Origin of the sequence: Amycolatopsis sp. WAC 04197 (genome assembly GCF_003947475.1) — a bacterium.
GTDB classification, from domain to species: Bacteria; Actinomycetota; Actinomycetes; order Mycobacteriales; family Pseudonocardiaceae; genus Amycolatopsis; species Amycolatopsis japonica.
The window spans coordinates 1,197,149-1,212,980 of sequence record NZ_QHJK01000001.1; the positions used below are offsets into that span (position 1 = coordinate 1,197,149).

General features: G+C 69.4%; 18 protein-coding genes. 12 read left to right on the top strand and 6 right to left on the bottom strand.

Annotated elements, in window-relative coordinates; translation table 11 throughout:
* The first annotated feature begins 178 nt into the window (after window positions 1-178).
* The 3 genes from DMC64_RS06050 to DMC64_RS06060 all read left to right on the top strand — a co-directional run bounded on the left by DMC64_RS06050 (window position 179) and on the right by DMC64_RS06060 (window position 3,517).
* Window positions 179-2,041, top strand: coding sequence for a glycoside hydrolase family 9 protein (locus DMC64_RS06050; protein ID WP_125732523.1), 1,863 nt, complete (start codon window positions 179-181; stop codon window positions 2,039-2,041).
* Between the two features lie 112 nt (window positions 2,042-2,153).
* Complete coding sequence (locus DMC64_RS06055) at window positions 2,154-2,939, top strand: TIGR00730 family Rossman fold protein (RefSeq protein WP_016331429.1); 786 nt, start codon at window positions 2,154-2,156, stop codon at window positions 2,937-2,939.
* Window positions 2,939-3,517, top strand: a complete 579-nt coding sequence (locus DMC64_RS06060) for a TIGR00730 family Rossman fold protein (RefSeq protein ID WP_037332184.1) — start codon at window positions 2,939-2,941, stop codon at window positions 3,515-3,517. The genes DMC64_RS06055 and DMC64_RS06060 overlap by 1 nt, the downstream gene beginning before the upstream one ends.
* Window positions 3,518-3,896: 379 nt before the next feature.
* Here the strand turns inward: DMC64_RS06060 and DMC64_RS06065 are convergent, their stop codons facing one another.
* Window positions 3,897-4,571 carry a 1-acyl-sn-glycerol-3-phosphate acyltransferase gene (locus DMC64_RS06065; RefSeq protein ID WP_037332183.1) on the bottom strand — a complete coding sequence of 225 codons (675 nt, stop codon included), beginning with the start codon at window positions 4,569-4,571 and terminating at the stop codon, window positions 3,897-3,899.
* 51 nt (window positions 4,572-4,622) lie between these two features.
* Here DMC64_RS06065 and DMC64_RS06070 point away from each other — a divergent pair, with 51 nt between their 5' ends.
* Entirely contained in the window at window positions 4,623-5,525 is a 903-nt protein-coding gene (locus DMC64_RS06070) for a glucosyl-3-phosphoglycerate synthase (RefSeq protein WP_125732525.1), read from the top strand.
* On the opposite strand, the gene cydC is transcribed toward DMC64_RS06070, so the two are convergent.
* Genes cydC through DMC64_RS06090 form a run of 4 tightly spaced genes read right to left on the bottom strand, consistent with a single transcriptional unit; the run spans window position 5,514 to window position 10,804 of the window.
* Window positions 5,514-7,064, bottom strand: coding sequence for a thiol reductant ABC exporter subunit CydC (gene cydC / locus DMC64_RS06075; protein WP_125732527.1), 1,551 nt, complete (start codon window positions 7,062-7,064; stop codon window positions 5,514-5,516). The genes DMC64_RS06070 and cydC overlap by 12 nt on opposite strands.
* The gene (gene cydD, locus DMC64_RS06080) at window positions 7,061-8,620 is read right to left on the bottom strand and encodes a thiol reductant ABC exporter subunit CydD (RefSeq protein ID WP_125732530.1); all 1,560 of its coding nucleotides are present in this window, start codon (window positions 8,618-8,620) and stop codon (window positions 7,061-7,063) included. The genes cydC and cydD overlap by 4 nt, the downstream gene beginning before the upstream one ends.
* A 9-nt stretch (window positions 8,621-8,629) precedes the next feature.
* Window positions 8,630-9,622 carry a cytochrome d ubiquinol oxidase subunit II gene (locus DMC64_RS06085; protein WP_125732532.1) on the bottom strand — a complete coding sequence of 331 codons (993 nt, stop codon included), beginning with the start codon at window positions 9,620-9,622 and terminating at the stop codon, window positions 8,630-8,632.
* Between the two features lie 3 nt (window positions 9,623-9,625).
* On the bottom strand, window positions 9,626-10,804 hold the full coding sequence (locus DMC64_RS06090) for a cytochrome ubiquinol oxidase subunit I (protein ID WP_125732534.1): 1,179 nt from the start codon (window positions 10,802-10,804) through the stop codon (window positions 9,626-9,628).
* A 140-nt stretch (window positions 10,805-10,944) separates the two neighbouring features.
* Here DMC64_RS06090 and DMC64_RS06095 point away from each other — a divergent pair, with 140 nt between their 5' ends.
* The 7 genes from DMC64_RS06095 to DMC64_RS06125 are packed head-to-tail and all read left to right on the top strand — an operon-like array spanning window position 10,945 to window position 14,558.
* A complete protein-coding gene (locus DMC64_RS06095) occupies window positions 10,945-11,271 on the top strand; it encodes a helix-turn-helix transcriptional regulator (RefSeq protein ID WP_005155407.1) in 327 nt (108 codons plus the stop codon).
* Window positions 11,268-11,933 (top strand): permease prefix domain 1-containing protein, encoded by a 666-nt coding sequence (locus DMC64_RS06100; RefSeq protein ID WP_125732536.1) that lies wholly within the window; start codon window positions 11,268-11,270, stop codon window positions 11,931-11,933. The genes DMC64_RS06095 and DMC64_RS06100 overlap by 4 nt, the downstream gene beginning before the upstream one ends.
* On the top strand, window positions 11,930-12,580 hold the full coding sequence (locus DMC64_RS06105; RefSeq protein WP_125732538.1) for a permease prefix domain 1-containing protein: 651 nt from the start codon (window positions 11,930-11,932) through the stop codon (window positions 12,578-12,580). The genes DMC64_RS06100 and DMC64_RS06105 overlap by 4 nt, the downstream gene beginning before the upstream one ends.
* Window positions 12,577-13,251 (top strand): permease prefix domain 1-containing protein, encoded by a 675-nt coding sequence (locus DMC64_RS06110; protein ID WP_081975670.1) that lies wholly within the window; start codon window positions 12,577-12,579, stop codon window positions 13,249-13,251. The genes DMC64_RS06105 and DMC64_RS06110 overlap by 4 nt, the downstream gene beginning before the upstream one ends.
* Window positions 13,248-13,550 (top strand): DivIVA domain-containing protein, encoded by a 303-nt coding sequence (locus DMC64_RS06115; protein WP_072028781.1) that lies wholly within the window; start codon window positions 13,248-13,250, stop codon window positions 13,548-13,550. The genes DMC64_RS06110 and DMC64_RS06115 overlap by 4 nt, the downstream gene beginning before the upstream one ends.
* Window positions 13,547-13,996 carry an SRPBCC family protein gene (locus tag DMC64_RS06120; RefSeq protein WP_037332167.1) on the top strand — a complete coding sequence of 150 codons (450 nt, stop codon included), beginning with the start codon at window positions 13,547-13,549 and terminating at the stop codon, window positions 13,994-13,996. The genes DMC64_RS06115 and DMC64_RS06120 overlap by 4 nt, the downstream gene beginning before the upstream one ends.
* Window positions 13,989-14,558: a DNA-3-methyladenine glycosylase I gene (locus DMC64_RS06125; RefSeq protein ID WP_125732540.1), complete on the top strand. Its 570-nt coding sequence runs from the start codon at window positions 13,989-13,991 to the stop codon at window positions 14,556-14,558. Before DMC64_RS06120 ends, DMC64_RS06125 begins: the two co-directional genes overlap by 8 nt.
* A 94-nt stretch (window positions 14,559-14,652) precedes the next feature.
* On the opposite strand, the gene DMC64_RS06130 is transcribed toward DMC64_RS06125, so the two are convergent.
* Entirely contained in the window at window positions 14,653-15,447 is a 795-nt protein-coding gene (locus tag DMC64_RS06130) for an enoyl-CoA hydratase/isomerase family protein (RefSeq protein ID WP_037332165.1), read from the bottom strand.
* A 195-nt stretch (window positions 15,448-15,642) separates the two neighbouring features.
* Here DMC64_RS06130 and DMC64_RS06135 point away from each other — a divergent pair, with 195 nt between their 5' ends.
* Entirely contained in the window at window positions 15,643-15,810 is a 168-nt protein-coding gene (locus DMC64_RS06135; protein ID WP_005155393.1) for a DUF3117 domain-containing protein, read from the top strand.
* Window positions 15,811-15,832 lie beyond the last annotated feature (22 nt).

Consider the following 15,832-nt stretch of genomic DNA (forward strand, 5'->3'; position numbering starts at 1 on the left):
CCACGGTAGACGATTTCCCGGCGGGGATCCGGGTTGAGCAGGACGGATACCAGCCAACAACGCCGGGATCCGGTGACTTTCGACCGTCGAAACGGACATATTGACTGGTGGCGTTCCGGACGCTAGCGTCTTGCGCCATAAAAAGGAAACTTTCTTAACTAATTCGAGCGGGGCGCCGATGATGGTGAGTTCCTGGTCCCGGACGGTGGCCGCGGTTTCGGCACTGGTCCTCGGGGGTTTGACGGTTCCGGCGGTTTCGGCCGCGGCGGCGGTGCAGGGTGAAGTCCGGGTCGACCAGGTCGGCTACGGCATCACCGAGACCAAGCACGCCTATCTCCTCTCCAGCGCGCCGGGTTCGTTCTCGGTGATCGACGAACGCGGCCGGACCGTCCATCGTGGACGGACCGGACAGTCGCTCGGCGCCTGGAACGCGAAATACCCGGCGGTGTACCAGCTGGACCTGTCGAAGGTCTGGCTGCCGGGCAAGTACCGGATCGAGGTCACCGGCGAGACCAAGGCGACGTCGCCGACGTTCCGGGTGGACACCAAGGACCGGCTCTTCACCCCGCTCGTCCGCGCCACCAACGAGTTCTTCCAGGCGCAGCGCGACGGTGACGACATCATCCCCGGCAGGCTCGACCGCAAACCCTCGCATCTGGCCGACAAGCAGGCCACGGTCTACGAATGGCCCGCGTTCGGCGGTGAATTCGGTGACGAGATCACCGAACCGCTGAAGCCGGCGGGCGGGCCGATCGACGTCGAGGGCGGCTGGGTCGACGCGGGCGACTTCGTCAAGTTCACCTCGAACACCGCGTACTCGCTGGCGGAGCTGGGATACGTGCTCCGCGAGGGCTATGACCCGGTGCTGGCCAAGGAGGTCAAGCTCGGTCTCGACTGGCTCGACAAGATGTGGGACGAGAAGAGCAAGACGCTCTACGCCCAGGTCGGCATCGGGACGGGCAGTGACAAGTTCGGCTTCCTCGGCGACCACGACGTCTGGCGGAATCCGCACGACGACGACCCGCTCGACGTGAAGCCGGGTGACCCCAAGTACTTCGTGAAGCACCGGCCGGTCTTCCCGGCGAACCCCGGTGGTTCCGCGCTCAGCCCGAACCTCGCCGGCCGCGTGGCCGCCGCGTTCGCCCTCGGCGCGCAGGTCGAGGCCAAGCGGAACCCTTCGCTGGCAAGGAAGTACTTCGCCGAGGCCGCCTCGGTGTTCGCGCAGGCCAAGACCGAGAACGTCGGCGAGCTGGTCACCGCGTTCCCGCACGCGTACTACCCGGAATCGTCCTGGCGGGACGACATGGAACTCGGCGCGACGCAGCTCGCCCTGGCGGCCAAGGCCCTGCGTGACCCGCGGTCGGCCGAATGGACCCGGCAGGCGGCGCACTGGGCGAAGGCCTACATCGACGTCGAAGAGAAGAGCACGCTCAACCTGTACGACACCAGCGCGCTGGCGCACACCGAGCTGGCGAAGCTCTTGCGGCACGGTGTCCCGGGCGCGGCGCTGGGGCCGAAGGAGCTGGTCGGCGACCTCCGCCGTCAGCTCGACGAAGGTGTCGCGAGTGCGGCTCAGAGTCCTTTCCGGACCGCCGTCTCGGTGAAGGAATTCGACGCGGCCAGCAAGAGCTTCGGGTTCGCCGCGACCGAGCGGCTGTACGCGGACCTGACCGGTGACCGCCGGTACTCCGCGTTCGGCTCGCAGCAGCGGAACTTCACCCTCGGTGCGAACGCCTGGGGCATCTCGCTGGTCGTCGGCGTCGGCACGACGTCGCCGAAGTGCCCGCACCACCAGGCGGCGAACCTCGCCGGTGAGGAGAAGGTGCTCTACGGCGCCGTCGTGAACGGCCCCAACGGAGCGGAGAACTTCGAGCACATGGAGCTCCCGCCCGGTTCGAAGGACTGCAAGAAGCCCTTCGACGCCTTCGACACCCCCGAGGCCCGCTACGCCGACGACCTCGCCTCGTGGCCGAGCAACGAGCCCGCCATCGACTTCACCTCGACGGCCATGCTCGCGTTCGCGCTGACCGGACGTTCCTGAGGCGTGATCGCGGGGCCCGCTCACCGGCGGGCCCCGCGTTCGCGTACCCGACAACTCCTGTTCGCGGCGATGCCGCCGCTCCGGACGGTGACGACGTCGTAGTCTTGGCGGGGTGAGTGAGACAAGCGAGTTCCCCGACGGCCAGTACCCGGAACGTCCGATCGAGCGCCACAAGGGCCCGGTCGTGCTGCGGCGGGATCGCCGTGACCAGGGCAGCACCACCGACCAGCGCCTGCTGGACTCGCGGGGGCCGAGCGATTGGGTGCACACCGACCCGTGGCGGGTGCTGCGGATCCAGGCCGAGTTCGTCGAGGGCTTCGGCGCGCTGGCCGAGGTGCCGCGCGCGGTGACGGTGTTCGGTTCCGCGCGGACCAAACGGGAGCACCCGGAGTACGAACTCGGCCGCAAGATCGGCGCCGCGCTCGCGAACGCGGGCTTCGCGGTGATGACCGGCGGCGGCCCCGGCGCGATGGAAGCGGTGAACCGCGGCGCCAACGAGGCGGGCGGGTTCTCCGTCGGCCTCGGCATCGAGCTGCCGTTCGAGCAGGGCCTGAACCCGTGGGTCGACCTCGGCGTCAACTTCCGGTACTTCTTCGCCCGCAAGACCATGTTCATCAAGTACTCGCAGGCGTTCATCTGCCTGCCCGGCGGCTTCGGCACGCTCGACGAGCTGTTCGAGGCGCTGACCCTGGTGCAGACGAAGAAGGTCACCAAGTTCCCGGTCGTGCTGTTCGGCAGCGACTACTGGGGCGGGCTGTACGACTGGATCGCCAAGACGCTGCTCGCCGAGGGCAAGATCGGCGAGAAGGACCTCGACCTGCTGCACGTCACCGACGACATCGACGACGCCGTGCGTGTCGTGCAGGAGTCGTACCAGGCGTGGGAGGACACCCACTGATGGCGGCGCCGCGCCGGATCTGTGTCTTCTGCGGCTCGTCGATGGGCTTCGACCCGAGGTACGCCGACGAGGCCCGAGCACTGGGCACGCTGCTGGCCTCGCGGGGGATCGGGCTGGTCTACGGCGGGGCCTCGGTCGGCACCATGGGCGTCGTCGCGGACGCCGCGCTCGCCGCGGGCGGTGAGGTGATCGGCGTGATCCCCGAGGCGCTGGGCAGCGTCGAGATCGCGCACGCGGGCCTGACCGAACTGCACGTCGTCGCCGACATGCACCAGCGCAAGGCGAAGATGGCGGCTCTGTCCGACGGTTTCCTCGCGCTGCCCGGCGGGGCGGGGACGCTGGAGGAGCTGTTCGAGGTGTGGACGTGGGCCCAGCTCGGGCTGCACGAGAAGCCGATCGGGCTGGTCGACGTCGGCGGGTACTACGCGCCGCTGCTGAAGTTCGCCGACCACATGGTGTCGGAGGGCTTTCTGTCGGCTGGGTACCGGGACATGCTGTCGATCGACTCGGACGCTTCGGTGCTTCTGGACGGCTTCGTGGACTACGTGCCGCCTCCTCGTCCTAAATGGGCTAAGTAGGGCTTGGGTCACGACCACCTGTACCGATCGGCCTGCTGGCGCTTGATCGACGCCGGAACACGCGAGTGCGGCCTCCAGTCACGCGAGTTACGTCCCTGATCACGCGAGTCACGCCTTTGCCCACGCCGCGCGTGTGTGTCCAGTCCGTGAAGCCCTCCTTGAGGGACTCTGGGTCCCTCAAGGAGGCCTTCACGGCACTTCACCCAGGTAGGGCACCGTAATGCGTCAAATGTCCCTTTAGTCTCACTCGCGCGTGCAATGAAAGGCTCTTTCCTTGCAAAATTTGCAAGGAAAGAGCCTTTCATTGCAGCGGCAAGGGCGGAGCCGTGAGCAGTGGGGGAGCAAGGGACCTTTGCTACCACCCGCGCCACCGCGACCGTCAGGCAGCGCTCTGATCAGGCCGTTTGTGATAAGAGTCGACGTACTCCTGCCCCGAAAGCTCCAGGATCGCGTACATGATCTCGTCGGTCACCGAACGCCGGATCGCCGGCGACGAGTCCTGCCCCTCGTACCGCGAGAAGTCCAGCGGCGCACCGTAGGTGACGGTGATCTTCGCCCGCCGCGGGATCCGCTTCCCGGCGGGCTGCAGGTTTTCGGTACCGGTCAGCGCGACGGGCACGACCTTCGCCCCGGTCGCCAGCGCCAGCGCCGCGACACCGGTGTGCCCGCGGTGCAGCCGCCCGTCCAGCGAGCGGGTGCCTTCGGGGTAGATCGCGAAGGCGCCGCCCGCGTCGAGCACCTTCCGTGCCGCTTCGAGCGCGGCGAGACCGGCCTGCGCGTTGCCGCGTTCGACCGGGACGTAGCCGAGGCCGCCCAGGAAACCGGCCATCAGTTTGCCCTTGAGCCCGCGGCCGGTGAAGTACTCCGCCTTGCCGAGGAACTTGACCTGTCGCATCGCCGTGAAAGTGATCACGCCGGTGTCCAGCGCCGCCCGATGGTTGGGTGCCAGCAGCACCGGACCGGTGGCGGGGATGTTCTCCACGCCGCGGATCTCGGGGCGGTACAGCGCTCTGACCAGCGGGCCGAGCACGAAACGGACGAGCAGCGGTAGCAAGGTTCCTCCATCGACAGGGTGTCGGACTCCAGCATGGCACGATCACTACTCATGAGTTGGTTCGAGCGGCGCACCTGGCAGAACCCCGATTGGACGCTCGACGACATCGTCGCTGCGAAGGGTGACCGGACGGTTTCGGTCGTGCTACCGGCGCTCGACGAAGAGGACACCGTCGCCGAAGTCGTCGGCACGGTCCGCCCGTTGCTGGGCACGGTCGTCGACGAGCTGATCGTGATGGATTCGGGCTCCACCGACGCCACCGCCGAGCTCGCCGCCCGCGCCGGCGCGCGCGTGGTGCACCGCGAGGACGTGCTCCCCGGGCTGCCGCCGGTGCCGGGCAAGGGCGAAGTGCTGTGGCGGTCGCTGGCCGCGACGACCGGTGACGTCGTCGTGTTCCTCGACTCCGACCTCGTCGACCCGGATCCGGCGTTCGTGCCGACCCTGCTCGGGCCCCTGCTCTGCGAGGAAGGCGTCCACCTGGTCAAGGGCTTCTACCGGCGGCCGCTGCGGCTGGAGAGCAGCGGCGGCGGCCGGGTCACCGAGTTGCTGGCGCGACCGGTCCTCTCCGCGCTGCGCCCGTCGCTCTCGGGGCTGATCCAGCCGCTTGGCGGCGAGTACGCCGCGACACGCGAGTTCCTCGAGTCGGTGCCCTTCGCGGCCGGGTACGGCGTCGAGATCGGGCTCATCCTCGACGCCGAAGCGCGCTACGGCCTCGAAGGGCTCGCTCAGGTCAACCTCGGCGTACGCAAGCATCGCAACCGCTCGCTGCTTCAGCTGGGTGTGATGGCGCGCCAGATCCTCGGGACGGCGCTCGCGCGCTGCGGCGTCAAGTCCGACGACCCGGCCCAGCTCACCCAGTTCGCGCAGGTGGGTGACGAATGGCTGCCGGAGGTCGCCGAGGTGTCGGTCAGCGACCGGCCGCCGATGCGCGAAGTGCGTGGCCTAGAGGCGTAGCACCTCGTCGAACCCGGCGACCTGCGATTCACGATGCGTCACGAGCACGACGGTCCCGCGCGCGGCGGCGAGCACGTCGGCCAGGACGGCGTCGCCGTGCGCCGGATCCAGACCCTCGACGGGCTCGTCCAGGACGAGGATCGGCGGTGCCGAGAGCACTGCTCTCGCCAGGATGAGCCGCTGGCGTTGCCCACCGGACAGCGCGTCGCCGTCGGAGCCGACTTCGCGATCCAGCGGTAAATCGAATCCGGCCGTCGCGCACGCGTCGAGCAGTTCGGCGTCGGAAGAGCCGGGTTTCGCGAGCAGGAGGTTCTCGCGGACGGTCGTGTGGAAGACGTGCGCGTCCGCGAGCGCGCCCGAAATCACCGACGGCAGCAGCGCCGGGTCGTAGGCCTCCAGCGGCTTCCCGTTCAGCAGGGCGCGCCCGGACGTCGGCGCAACGGCTCCCAGCAGGACGTTCAGCAACGTCGTCTTCCCCGCCCCGCTCGGCCCCACGATCCCGATCCGCTTGCCTGGCGGCAGGTCGAGGTCGACACCGTCCAGCGCCGCCGCCCTGCCCGCGAAATGAACGCCGACGCCTTCGAGCCGCAGATGTCCCGGCTCGGGCACCGCGGTCCCGCGCGCGGGCGGCGGTTCGGCCAGCAGCGTGCGCACCCGCTCGGCCGACGCGCGGACCTCGACCCAGCGCTGGGCGGCCGCGGTCAGCGGCAGGACCAGCTCGAACACGGCCAGCGCGCCCAGGGCCAGTGCCGCGGTCAGTGGCGCTGAAACCCCGGCGGTCAGCGCGATCGCGACGCAGGTCAGCAGCTGGACGAGGATCCCGGCCGCGGTCAGCAGGCTCGTGCGGTTCGCCGTCGCCCGATCCCGCGAAGCGAGGGAATCGACCGCGGTGTGCGCGGCGTCCACAGTGGACTCGTGGACGCCGTAGGCGATCAGTTCACGTCGCCCGGTGATCAGCTCGACCGTCCGTTCGGCGAGGTCGGCGCGCGCCGGAGCGCTCGCTTCCGCCGCCGCGCGGGTGATCCGCACGCACAGCCACGGCAGGCCGATCCCGGCGACGGCGAGCCCTGACGCGAGCACGAGCCCGGCGGCCGGGCTGACTATCAGCGCGACGGTCGTCGACACCGCGCCGACGAAGGCGGCGACCCCGGCGGGCAGCAGGCAGCGGAGGATCGCGTCCTGTACGGCGTCCACATCGGACACCAGACGCGTGACGAGGTCGCCGCCCGAATGCCGCGAGACCCGGTGCGGCAGCAACGACGTGTAGACGCGGGTCCGCAAGGCACCGAGATAGCGCAGGACGACCTCGTGCCCGGCGAGCCGTTCCGCGTAACGCAGCCCGCCGCGCAGCAACGCCAGCGTCCGCACGGCGACGATCGCCACGGTGAGCGACGCCAGCGGCGGCTGCTCGGCCGCCTTGAGCAGCAGCCACGCGGCGGTCGCCATCAGCGCCAGTCCCGCCAGCTCGGCACCGGCCGCGATCAGCCCGGCACGGGCCAGCCGTACGACGTCCTTTGTGGACACTCCCCAGACGTTCACACCAGTTCCCGTTCTCGTACGGCGCCATCGTGGACTTCGAGGACGCGGGTGGCCAGCGCGGTCATCGCGGGCCGGTGGGCGACGAGTACCGCGGTCCGGCCGGTGAGCAGTTCACGGGTCGCGCCGAGTACGGCCGCTTCGGTCCCCACGTCGAGCCGTGCGGTCGGCTCGTCGAGCAGCGCCAGGCCCGCGTCGGTGCGGGCCAGTGCCCTGGCCAGACCGAGCCGTTGCCGCTGACCGGCCGAAAGCGGCGCGCCCAGTTCGCCGATCCGGGTCCGGTAGCCGTCGGGCAGGCCGCGCACGACCTCGTCGAACGCCGCCGCGCGTGCCGCGGCCTGGACGTCCGGCACCTGGCCCATGGCGATGTTCTCCTCGACGGTCCCGGTGAACAGCGTCGGCCGCTGCGGCACCCATGCCGTCCCGGCCAGCCACGCGGCCGGGTCCAGTTCGCGCAGGTCGACGCCGTCGACGAGGACCCGGCCGGACGTCGGCGTGACGAAGCCCAGCAGCACGGCCAGCAGTGTGCTCTTCCCGGAACCACTGGGCCCGACGAGCGCGACGTGCTCACCCGCCTCGATCGTCATGTCCACTTCGGACAGTACGGTCTCGTCGCCGTACGCCACGCTCACCTTCTCCAGCACGATCCGCGGCGCGCCGCGGCGGGCCACCCGCGAGCCCCCGGTGACCACTTCCGGACGCACGGCCAGCGCTTCCCGCAGCGTGGCGAGCCCTTCCGCGCTGGCGTGGAACTTCGCCCCCGCGGCCCGCAGCGGCAGATAAGCCTCAGGCGCGAGCAGCAGCACGAGCACCGCGGTGTGCACCACCATGCCGCCTTCCAGCAGCCGGAAACCGATCGGTACCGCCACCAGCGCCACCGAAAGCGTCGCCACCAGCTCCAGTACCAGCGCGGACAGGAACGCGACCCGCAGCGTGCGCATCGTCGCGTCGGTGTGCGCGTCCGCCATCGCCCGCACCGTCTTCGCCTGCGCCTCCGCGCGGCCGAACACCTTGAGCGTGCCGAGCCCGCGCACGACGTCGAGGAAATGCCCGCCCAGCTTGGAAAGCAGCGACCACTGCTTGGCGGTCTTCGCCTTCGTGTGCTGGCCGACCAGGATCGCGAACACCGGGATCAGCGGCAGCGTCGCGGTGATGATCAGCGCCGACGACAGATCCGCGGCGAACAGCCGGACGAGCACCGCGACCGGGATGATCGCCGAGAGCACCACCGTCGGCAGATACCCGGTCAGGTAGGCGTCGCTCGCGTCGATCCCCTTGGTCACCAGGGTCGCGACCTCGCCCGGATTCTCCGCTTCCGCGCCGAGAAGCCGTTTGCGCAGCCCGGATTTGACCTTCGCCGCGAACCGGCCGCCGACGGAACCCTGGACGCCGGCGAGCAGCGCGCGCACCGCGATGGCGGCCACGAGCGTCCAGGTCACGCCGCCGCCGGTGAGCAGCGTCGCGAGACCGTCGGCCTGGACGAGGATCGCCGCGGCGGTCAGCGTTCCGAGGACGGCCAGTACGCCGAAGTGGCGCCGCAATCCGGGAAGGGGAGGCATTTCAGGCTCCTAGAAGTGCAGCAGCGAACGCTGGTCGACGCGGGTGTCGTACCTGCGCCAGGTCACCCACTGCACGGCGGCGATCGCCACGAGCGCGGGCGGCAGGACGAAGGTGAGCAGGCCGAGCATCTCGGTGCTGGTGGCCGCTTCCGTCAGGCTCAACGAGAAGCCTCCGTCCACAGAGGACACCAGCGCGGCCGGCAGGCGCAGGGTTCCGACCGCCAGCACCGGCGACGCGGACAGCGTCATCGTGGCGACCAGCGCCGCCTTGTGCCGTCCCGCACGCAAGGCCGCGGCCGCGACGCCCAGCGCGCCGAACGCCAGCACGATCGCGGGCAGCACCGACCACGACGCGGTGGTCTCGACGGCGCCCCAGACGACCGCCACGACCAGGAACGCGAGCGACGGCGCGAGCAGGGCCTTGGCGATCCGGTTCGCGCGGGCGGTGAACTCGGCCGGTGCCCGGACGGCGAGGAAAGCCGCTCCCTGCAAGGCGAACAGTGCGACGAACCCGGCGCCCCAGAGCAGCGCGTACGGGCTGAACACGGTGAGGACGTCGCCGGTCGGCTTCCCGGCCGCGTCGAGCGGGAGCCCGAGCACCAGGTTGCCGAGGAACACGCCCCACGACACCGCCGTCACCCAGGCGCCGACGGTGATCGCCAGCGTCCAGGCGCCGCGGCCCGCGTCCGGCCGCCTGCTGCGCAACTGCACCGCCGCGGTGAACGTGACGAGCCCGAGCAGCAGGGTGACGACCGGGAGGTACGCCCCGGAGAACACTTTCCCTTCCAGATGCGGGAAAGCGCCGAACAGGACGCCGACCGCGGCCACCAGCCACACCTCGTTGGCCAGGAAGAACGGGCCGAAAGCACCGAGTACGCGCCGTCGTCCGGCCTCGTCACGGCTGAGCCTGCCGAGCAGCATCCCGACGCCGTAGTCGTAGCCTGCCAGCGCGAAATAGCCGGCCGTCAGGAAACCGAGCACACACCACCAGAGGATCACCATCGGTCAGACTCCGCTCAGGACGGGAAGTTCGGGACGAGGCGCGGCCGCCTCTCCGCTCGGGTCGGGGCCGCGTTTGGCGACCCGCGACATCAGGACCCAGTCGGCGATCGCGAGCGCCGCGAACAGCACGGTGAACGCGATGAAGGAGAACAGGATCTGTCCCGCCGGGATCGACGCGACGGCGTCCGCGGTGGTCAGCTGCCCGCGGATCAGCCACGGCTGGCGGCCGATCTCCCGGACGAGCCAGCCGGAGATCGCGGCGATGAACGGCAGGGGAATGGCCAGCACCATCACGTACAGCAGCGGCCGCACCTTGGTGATCCAGTTCCGGAACAGCAGCAGCGTGCCGAGCATCGAGGCGAGGAACGCGATGAAGCCGATCTGGATCATGAATCCCAGCGGGGCGCCGACCAGCGGATCAGGCGACTTGAGCTTGTCGGGGTGGTACTCGCCCAGCGGGCCGAACTGGCCGAAACCGAAGCCGATCACCAGTGTGCTGCCGATCAGCGAGGCGAGCACGCCGATCCGCATCGAGCGCTGGAAGAACTCGATCTCCTTGGTGCGCTTGATGAAGTGGTACGCGCTGACGCCGACCACGAAGAAGCCGCCGGTCATGAGCGCCGCGCTCAGCACGTGCGGCAGCGAGCTGGTCAGTGCCGGGTTGGTGAACAGCGCGCCGAAGTCGTCGAGCTTCAGCACGCCGTTTTCGGCGTGCGTGCCGACCGGGTTCTGCAGGAACGAGTTGGCCACCATGATGAACAGCGCCGAGGCGTACGCGGTCAGCGTGACCAGCCAGATCAGCGTCAGATGGACCCATTTGTTCAGCCGCCCCCAGCCGAAGATCCAGAGCCCCAGGAAGGTCGATTCGGCGAAGAACGCCACCAGCGTCTCGATGGCCAGCGGGGCGCCGAAGACGTCGCCCGCGACCGCGGACAGGCCGGTCCAGGTGAGTCCGAACTGGAATTCCATCACGATTCCCGTGACGATTCCCAGCGCGTAATTGATCACGTAAAGCTTGCCCCAGAAACGTGTCATCCGCGTGATTTCCGGCTTTCCGCCGAACGCGGAGCGTGTCTGCATCACCGCGACGAGTGTCACGAGCCCCAGTGTGAGCAGCACGAACAGGAAGTGGAACGAGGTCGTCGTCGCGAACTGGAGTCTCGCGATCGGGAGTGCGTCCATGTCGAAGCACTGTATACGTAGGCTGGCTACATGTAGCCACTAAATCTATGAAATCGGGGTGATCTCGGGGACATTCCCTGAGGCCGGTCCGGGAAAGTCCCGGCTACCCTGGCAGGCGGCGATGTGTAGACTGTCTATCTATGAAGGCCGACAGCCTGCGCGGGCACCTCGACGCGCTGCTCCTCGCCGTCCTCGACGGCCGGAAGCTGCACGGATACGCGATCATCGAGGCGCTCCAGCTCCGCAGCGACGGTGCGCTCGACCTGCCGACGGGCACCGTCTACCCGGCGCTTCGCCGCTTGGAGCGCGCCGGATTCCTCGCCAGCGAATGGGACGTCGTGTCCGGCCGCAAACGTCGTACGTACAAGCTCACCCGCTCCGGGCAGAAGGCCTTGGCGGCGGAACGGGCGGAGTGGCAGGAGTTCACCACCGTGATCGGTGGTGTCCTCGGGGGGAGCACGGCATGAGCACGATCGAGGCCTACATCGGTGATCTGGACAGACGGTTGAACGGGTCGGCGAGGGCGAAGGCCGATCTGCTCACCGAGGCCAGGGACGGTCTGATCGACGCGGCCGAGGCGTATCGCGAGGGCGGTACCTCCGGCGAGGAAGCCGAACGCCGTGCCGTCGCCGATTTCGGCCCGGCCGCCGTGATCGCCCGCGACTATCAGGCCGAACTGGCGTTGCGCGGCGACATCGGCACGTTGTGGAAGGTCATCGTCGGCATCCCGCTGATCCAGGCCTGCTGGGAGCTGGCGCGGATCTGGACCTACGGCGACTGGAGCCGGAGCGGGAACGCGCATCCGGAGTGGTACATGTCCGTCATCGAGCTCTTCGGCGTCCTGGTCCTCGTTCCGCCCGTGATCGGAGTGGTCGCGCTGTTCGGGACGCGGCGGCTGGGGCGCAGGCTCGACAGCGTGCGGCTGGGGAAGGTGACGCGGTGGACGGTGGGCGCCGCGGCGAGCACGAACCTGCTGGCGTTGCTGCTGCTCACCGTGGGTACGGCGGCCCTCGATCCGTCCAGGCTGAACGTGAGCCTGGTGTGCAACGTGCTGGCGATCGGCTGGGTCGCGTTCAGCTTCTGGCTGCTCCAGCCGGCCTTCCGGCCCCGGCCCGCGCTCGCCGCATGAACGCGATCGAGGCCTACCTCGGCGAGCTGGACGGCCGTTTGCGCGGGCCGCGGTCGGCGAAGGCCGATCTGCTCACCGAAGCGAGGGACGGTCTGGTCGACGCGGCCGAGGCGTATCGCGAGGGTGGTGCCGACGAGGCGGAGGCCGAACGCCGTGCCGTCGCCGATTTCGGGCCCGCCGACCTGATCGCCCGTGACTACCAGGCGGAATTGGGACTTCGGCGCGACATCCGCGTGCTGTGGGAGCTGATCGCCGGTGTCCCGCTGCTGATTTTCGGCTGGGATCTCGCGCGGGGCTTCGGTGACTGGTCGCGGTTCGGCGACGCGCCGTCCTGGTATCACCGCGCGATCGGTGCGGCCGACACGCTCGCGGCGCTGTCCCCGGCCATCGCGGTCGCCGGGGTGCTCGCGGCGCGGTTGCTTTCGCGGCGGACTGGCGGCCCGCCCGTCGCCCGCGCGGTCTCGTGGTCGCTGGCGGGCGCGGTGGGACTGAACCTGCTCGCGGTCGCGACGTACGGCGGCGCGACCGGCCTGCTGGAACCCGCGCGCATGCTCGTCAGCATGCCGTGTGCGGTGATGTCCGGAACCTGGATCCTGTTCAGCATGCGGCTCGCGGTCGCCGCGCGGAGTCGGAGAGCCACGGCATGACGGTGATCGAGGCGTACCTCGGGGAACTGCGCACCCGGCTGGACGGCCCGGCGTCGGCGAAGCGGGATCTGCTGCGCGAGGCACGGGACGGACTCAACGACGCCGCGGACGCGTACCGCGACGGCGGTTGGAGCGAGCACGAGGCGCAGCGGCGCGCGGTCGCCGATTTCGGGCCGGTGCATCTGATCGCGCGGGACTATCAGGCCGAACTGGGGATGCACAGCGGTACCCGCACCCTGTGGAAACTGATCCTCGGCGTGCCGATGATGCAGCTCGCCTGGGAGTTCGCCCGCAAATGGACCTTCGGTGACTGGTCGCAGCTTTCGACGCCGACCCCGGGTTGGTACAAGTACGTCGCCCAGTTCACCCACGGCTCGGTGTTCATCGTGCCCATGCTGGGCGTGCTCGCGCTGCTCTGCATGCGCTGGCTTTCCCGGCGGATGGACGGCGCGCGGCTGGTCAGGACCGCCGGCGTGCTGATCGGCGAGGCCGTCGGGCTGAACCTGCTTTCGGTGGCGCTGCTGGTGATCGCCACCGGGTTCATCGACGCGTCGAGACTGTTCCTGTCGGTGCCGTGCGGGATCCTCATGGTGCTCTGGGTGGTGCTCAGCGTGCGACTCGCGTTGCTGGCGCGACGATCGTGGCGTTCGTGTGCCACGATCGTGGCGTGACGACCGCCCTGATCTATCTCGTAGTCATGCTGCTGGTGGCCGCCGTGGTGTTTTTGCTGGCCGCCGTGGTGTTCGGCAGGGGTGAGGAGCTGGCCCCGCTGCCGCCCGGCGGCTCGCCGACCAGGCTGCCCGCCGAGGACATCACCGCCGAGGACGTCCACGCCGTCCGCTTCCAGACGGTGCTGCGCGGCTACAAGATGTCCGAAGTGGACTGGGTGATGCGGCGGCTCGGCGTCGAGATCGAGGACCTGCGGGCCAAGGTGGCCGAGCTGGAGGCCGAGCGCGAGGGCGCCAGGTGACCGACGTCGTCGTCTCCGTCGACGTCGCGGTACCGGCCGGGACGGCTTGGCTCGCCCTGACCGACTGGGAACGCCAGGGCGAATGGATGCTCGGCACCGAGGTCAAGGTCGTCGAGGGCAACGGGCGCAGCGTGGGATCGAAGCTGTCGGCGTTCACCGGTGTCGTGGGGATCGGCTTCACCGACACCATGGAGATCACCAGCTGGGAGCCGCCGCTGCGCTGCGTCGTGCGGCATACCGGCAAGATCGTGCAGGGCACCGGGGTCTTCCAGGTGATCGAGAAGGGGCCGCATGCCTCGACGTTCGTCTGGGCGGAGCATCTGCGGCCGCCGTTCGGCGTCGTCGGACGGCTCGGCTGGCCGGTCGCGAAACCGGGCTTCGAACTGGGACTGCGGTTGAGCCTGCAGAGATTCGTGAAGTACGCGGAGGGGTACCGGGTTGGCTGAGGCGGGTCTGCTGGGCGCGGACGGGATCAACCGGTGTTCGTGGGGCAATTCGGCGCCGGACTACGTCGAGTACCACGACACCGAATGGGGCGTCCCGCTCCACGGCGACGAAGAGCTGTACGAGCGGCTGTGCCTGGAGTCGTTCCAATCCGGGCTTTCGTGGATCACGATCCTGCGGAAACGGGAGTCGTTCCGGAAGGCGTTCGCCGGGTTCGTGCCGGAGAAGGTCGCTTTGTTCACCGACGACGACGTCGCCCGGCTCATGGCGGACGCGTCGATCGTGCGGAACCGGGCGAAAATCCTGGCGGCGATCAACAATGCGCGGGCGATCGCGGAACTGGATGTCTCGCTGGACGACCTGCTGTGGTCGTTCGCGCCTGCGTCGCACACCCGGCCGCGGCGGATGGCGGACGTCCCGGCGATCACCGACGAGTCGAAGGCGATGGCGAAGGAACTCAAGAAGCGCGGCTTCGTGTTCCTCGGGCCGACGACCTGTTACGCGCTGATGCAGGCGACGGGGATGGTCGACGACCACGTGAAGGACTGCTTCCGGGCCGCTTAGCCCGCCGGAGCGCGGAGGTCCCGGATGTCATGAAAGGGTCGTTCAGGACATCTTTCGTCCTGAACGACCCTTTCATGACATGTCCGGCGAGCGGCTACTTGCCCTGGAAGTTCGGCTTGCGCTTGCCCACGAAGGCCTCGACGGCCTCGGTGTGGTCGGCGGTCGCGCCGAGCGCGGACTGCGCGGCGTCCTCGGCGTCCAGCGCTTCTTCGAGCGTGGACTCGGCGGCGACCGCGAGGACGTTCTTGATCTTCGCGTACGCGACCGTCGGGCCGGCCGCGAGCTTCGCGGCGACCTTCTGCGCGCGGGCGGCCAGTTCCTCGTCCGGAACGACCTCGCTGACCAGCCCGAGCGTCAGCGCCTCGGCGGAGTCGACCGTGCGCGCCATCAGCATCAGCTCGGCCGCGCGACCGAGGCCGATCAGCCGCTGCAACGTCCACGACGCGCCCGAGTCCGGGCCGAGGCCGACGTTCGCGAACGCCATCAGGAAGTTCGCCGACGTCGCCGCGATCCTGAGGTCGCTCGCGTACGCGAAGGCCGCGCCCGCGCCGGCCGCCGGGCCGTTCACCGCCGCGATGACCGGCTTCGGCATCCCGACGATCGTCTTGACGATCGGGTTGTAGTGCTCCTTGACGGTGTGTAGCGGAGCGGGGTCACCCGCCTGCAGCAGCCCGACGTGCTCCTTCAGGTCCTGCCCGGCGCAGAAGGCCTTGCCCGAACCGGTCAGCACGACCGCGCGGACGCTGTCGTCGGCCGCGGCTTCGGTGAGGCCCGCCAGCAGCAGTTCCTTGAGTTCGACGGTCAGCGAGTTGTACGCCTGCGGCCGGTTCAGCGTGAAGGTGCGCACGCCATCGGCGTCGGCAGTCAGCAGAACGTCGGATGTGGTCACGGGATCTCCTAGTCGGCGAAACTGCGGTCCGAGACGAGTCTTTCAGCCTCGCGAGCCGCATACCAGCACCGATACGGCGGCAAAAGATCGGTCCGCGTTCGCGCTCGGCCGCTGATGAGGGACAATGGACAGTAGACCCGGCTGGCTTTGACGAGCGCGACCCGGGCGCGCCGGTTGAGACGGAGGGAGCACGCTATGGCGGCCATGAAGCCCCGGACCGGAGATGGTCCCCTCGAAGTGACTAAGGAGGGGCGGGGCCTCGTGATGCGCGTACCACTCGAAGGTGGTGGGCGCCTCGTCGTCGAACTCTCCGCGGAAGAAGCGAAGGATCTCGGCGCGGCCTTGCAGGAGGTCACCGGCTGAGCCGGACCGCACCAACGTTCAA

What these genes read in the sequence shown, in the direction of transcription:
- DMC64_RS06090 (WP_125732534.1), bottom strand. Translation starts at nt 10,804, where the DNA reads ATGGACGCACTCCCGATCGCGAGACTCCAGTTCGCGACGACGACCTCG.
- cydD (WP_125732530.1), bottom strand. Translation starts at nt 8,620, where the DNA reads ATGCCTCCCCTTCCCGGATTGCGGCGCCACTTCGGCGTACTGGCCGTC.
- DMC64_RS06110 (WP_081975670.1), top strand. Translation starts at nt 12,577, where the DNA reads ATGACGGTGATCGAGGCGTACCTCGGGGAACTGCGCACCCGGCTGGAC.
- DMC64_RS06070 (WP_125732525.1), top strand. Translation starts at nt 4,623, where the DNA reads ATGAGTTGGTTCGAGCGGCGCACCTGGCAGAACCCCGATTGGACGCTC.
- DMC64_RS06085 (WP_125732532.1), bottom strand. Translation starts at nt 9,622, where the DNA reads ATGGTGATCCTCTGGTGGTGTGTGCTCGGTTTCCTGACGGCCGGCTAT.
- DMC64_RS06100 (WP_125732536.1), top strand. Translation starts at nt 11,268, where the DNA reads ATGAGCACGATCGAGGCCTACATCGGTGATCTGGACAGACGGTTGAAC.
- DMC64_RS06105 (WP_125732538.1), top strand. Translation starts at nt 11,930, where the DNA reads ATGAACGCGATCGAGGCCTACCTCGGCGAGCTGGACGGCCGTTTGCGC.
- DMC64_RS06095 (WP_005155407.1), top strand. Translation starts at nt 10,945, where the DNA reads ATGAAGGCCGACAGCCTGCGCGGGCACCTCGACGCGCTGCTCCTCGCC.
- DMC64_RS06060 (WP_037332184.1), top strand. Translation starts at nt 2,939, where the DNA reads ATGGCGGCGCCGCGCCGGATCTGTGTCTTCTGCGGCTCGTCGATGGGC.
- DMC64_RS06050 (WP_125732523.1), top strand. Translation starts at nt 179, where the DNA reads ATGATGGTGAGTTCCTGGTCCCGGACGGTGGCCGCGGTTTCGGCACTG.
- DMC64_RS06135 (WP_005155393.1), top strand. Translation starts at nt 15,643, where the DNA reads ATGGCGGCCATGAAGCCCCGGACCGGAGATGGTCCCCTCGAAGTGACT.